The following is a 3,563-nucleotide window of genomic DNA, read 5'->3' as shown; positions in this document are numbered from 1 at the left end:
GTGCTCATCTACAACGGATCGCCGCTCGGGAAGACAGGGTGGCAATCCTTGCGCCGCAAGGGATCGACTACGTCACAGGTTTCTTCGCGGCCATCAAGGCGGGAAACATCGCGGTGCCGCTGTTCGCCCCCGAATTACCCGGCCACGCCGAACGTCTCGATACGGCGATTCGCGATTCGCGGCCGACCGTCGTCTTGACGACCCTTGCGGCGGTCGACGCCGTCGAGGAGTTTCTGAACAAGCTCCCGCGGGTGCGCAGGCCCCTGATCGTCGTGATCGATCGGATACCGGACTCCGACCAGAGCGGGTTCGTCCCCGTCGAAATTGGCGTCGATGACGTCTCGCACCTGCAGTACACGTCGGGTTCGACCCGACCCCCCGTCGGTGTGGAGATCACCCATCGGGCAGTCGGCACGAATCTGATCCAGATGATTCTCTCCATCGATCTGCTGGACCGAAACACTCACGGCGTCAGCTGGTTACCGCTGTACCACGACATGGGCTTGTCGATGATCGGCTTTCCCGCCGTGTACGGCGGACACTCCACCCTGATGTCGCCGACAGCGTTCATCCGTAGACCGCAGCGGTGGATTCATGCGTTGTCCGACGAGTCGAGGAACGGTCGCGTGGTCACTGCCGCACCAAACTTCGCCTACGAGTGGACGGCACAGCGCGGCCTACCAGGGCCGGACGACGACATCGATCTGAGCAACGTCGTGCTGATCATCGGCTCCGAACCGGTGAGCATCGACGCCATCAACTCCTTCAACGAGGCGTTCAGGCCGTACGGACTACCGCGGACGGCCATCAAGCCCTCGTATGGAATCGCAGAGGCGACGCTGTTCGTCTCGACCACCGATCCCGCCGCCGAGGCGACGGTGGTGTACTTCGACCGCGACCAGTTGGCCGCCGGTCATGCGGTGCGTGTCGCCGCGGATGCGCCCGACGCGGTGGCCCAGGTGTCGTCGGGCCAGATCGCGCGCAGTCAGTGGGGCGTCGTCGTCGACCCCGACACCGGCGATGAACTGTCCGACGGGCGGGTAGGCGAAATGTGGTTGCACGGCAACAACATCGGTCGCGGATACTGGGGGCTGCCCGACGAGACCCGGCGAACGTTCGGCGCGATGCTGCGATCCCGGTTGGACGCGGGCAGTCACGCCGACGGCGTGCTGACCGAGGCGAAGTGGCTGCGGACCGGCGATCTGGGGGTCTATCTCGACGGTGAGCTCTACATCACCGGCCGAATCGCCGATCTCGTCGTGATCGACGGCCGTGCCTACTATCCGCAGAACATCGAAGCAACGACCGCGGACGCCTCGCCCGCCGTGCGCCGGGGATACGTGGCGGCATTCTCGGTGTCGGCGGCAGACCTGACGGATTCCGATGGCGACGGCGACCGCCTGGTGATCATCGCCGAACGTGCGGCGGGCACCGGCCGCACCGATCCGCAGCAGGCGATCGAGGCGATCCGAGCGGCCGTCGCAGATCACCACGGGCTCTCCGTCCACGACGCGCGTATCCTGCCTGCCGGCGCCATTCCGCGCACCACGAGCGGCAAGCTCGCCCGTCGGGCGTGCCGGGTTCAGTACCTCGACGGCGACTGGGACTGAGGCGATGAAAGACCTTGGGGAGCAAGGGTTGTGAGACTCAACAGACCGATCCCTGCGGCAAGTAACAGCGCCTCGACGGTCGGAAAACGCCCGGCTGGGGCGAATCCGTAGACCGCGAGCCCCGCCAGCGCCATCGTGGCCGTCACGATGCCGACGACGAGTAGCGGCGCCGCGCACCAACTGGGCAGCCGGATCACGGTCGTCGGCAGTGCGCGGTTGGTCACCGGTCGCGCCAGCCCCACCAGAGCCAGCTCACCCGCGGCCACGACCGACAGGATCGCCAGCCACACCAGCCGGAACAACCACCACGTCCCCGTTCCCGGCTCGGGCTGGGGGAGCAGGCCAGCCGGGTAGGCCACCAGAGCGACCACCACGACGGGAACCATTTGCCACAGGTAGAGCGCCATCACCTTCCGGTTCGCCGCGGCCAGCGGTCGGCGCACCCGGGACCTCGCCAGTCGGCGAGTCACCGCGGGCGCCACCGTGACCAGGAAACCGGCCTGCGCCGCGCTGAACGCGAGCAAGGCCACGTTGGGCGGGAAGTTGTTCTGCGCGGTCGCCCCCGGCGCACCGACCATGCTGATCGGATAGCACCGCAAACCCAGCAGGATCGCCAGCACGACGGCGCTCGCCACGGCGAGAACCACTGGCCGCCTGCCGCGCAATGCTCCACCGCGCCAACAGATGCCGAGCTGATAGACCGCGGCCCAGCACAGAACGTAGTTGACGGCGCCCAACCCGGCCACGTCGGTGATCCGTGCAGCCACGTCGACGACCGCGACCGCAAGAGCCAGGACCACCGGCACCAACAGTCCCCATCTGCCGTGGGCGGTCATCGCCGCGGGAGTCAACGCGACCACGACGAGGTAGACGGGCACGAACCACAGATGCATGGCGACCGCCCACCCCCCGAACGCCAGTGGCGAACGCCCGACGTCCGCGAGCACGAGCGCCGCCACCACGACGAGCGCCGTGATCACGTACACCGCGGTCGGCCCCAGAATCACGCCAAGCCGGCGTCGAACCCACTCCGTGCGCCGCAGGCCGCCGGCCTCTTGCCAGTGTGCCCACGACGTCGCGCTGGCGTAGCCGCCCACCAGGAAGAACACCGGGACCACTTGGAACACCAGGGTCAGCCACTGTGTCCAGGGCAGGATGTCGAGGGGATAGTCGTTGCCGAACCGGCCGTCCTGGTAGGTCACCGCCGAGACGAGCCAGTGTCCGATCACGACGAGCGTCACGGCGACCACCCGGTACAGGTCCGCCGACAGCTCGCGGGCCTGCATCGTCTCAGCCTCCGACGCCGACGAACGGACTGATGGCGTCGCGTGCGAACTGGACGACGTTGACGGCGGGATCACCGTCCGGGTAGCTCACGGTCGAGAGGAGGTTGCCGCCCGCATCGACGAAGTCTCCGTCGGCGCGACCCTGATGTGTCGTCGACGTCACCAGGATGATGCCCGAGGTACCCGCCTGCTTCGCCAACGGCACCGAGAACTGGGCGTTCTGGACGGTGCTGTTGGCCCGGTCCTCCACGATGATCCTGTTGGCGGGAAAGCCGATTAGCAGCAACATGTTTCGCATCTGCTCGGCTTCGGTTCTCCCGCTCTGCGGGTTGCCGCCGGTGACGATGACGGGCGACTGTGGGAAGAACTGCGCGACCGTGAGGCCCGTGAGCACGCGTCGTCGCAGAATCGTCCGCATGGTGCCGTTCGGGTTGAGTCCGTAGCCCAGGATGACGATGGCGGGCTTCGAGAAGTCCTTCACCGCGGGTGCCGGTGGGGCTGCCCGAGCAGCGGGTGCACCGAATCCGCCGAGTGCGATGGTGGCGCCGAGGACCATCGCACCGGCTCCCGCTCTCCATCGGCGTCGCATGGGTCCTCCGCATCTGGTGTGACAGATGGGTCCCATGTTACTGCCGGTGCGGTCGTCCGGCCGTCCGACCTTTTAGAG

At 67.2% G+C, this 3,563-nt stretch carries 3 protein-coding genes; 1 reads left to right on the top strand and 2 read right to left on the bottom strand.

Annotated elements, in window-relative coordinates; all coding sequences use genetic code 11:
• Positions 1-1,610: fatty acyl-AMP ligase (locus tag ACRDUX_RS04505; RefSeq protein WP_526411430.1), on the top strand; the 1,610-nt coding region annotated here is incomplete at its 5' end.
• Here ACRDUX_RS04505 and ACRDUX_RS04500 read toward each other — a convergent pair.
• Both ACRDUX_RS04500 and ACRDUX_RS04495 read right to left on the bottom strand, forming a co-directional pair.
• Entirely contained in the window at positions 1,583-2,896 is a 1,314-nt protein-coding gene (locus tag ACRDUX_RS04500; protein WP_526411428.1) for an acyltransferase family protein, read from the bottom strand. The genes ACRDUX_RS04505 and ACRDUX_RS04500 overlap by 28 nt on opposite strands.
• A 4-nt stretch (positions 2,897-2,900) precedes the next feature.
• Entirely contained in the window at positions 2,901-3,485 is a 585-nt protein-coding gene (locus ACRDUX_RS04495) for a YdcF family protein (RefSeq protein ID WP_526411426.1), read from the bottom strand.
• Positions 3,486-3,563 lie beyond the last annotated feature (78 nt).

Origin of the sequence: Mycobacterium sp., from assembly GCF_050701675.1 — a bacterium.
Classification (GTDB): Bacteria; Actinomycetota; Actinomycetes; order Mycobacteriales; family Mycobacteriaceae; genus Mycobacterium.
Note: the sequence above shows the minus strand (reverse complement) of the source record. Positions and strands in the feature narration are given on the sequence as shown.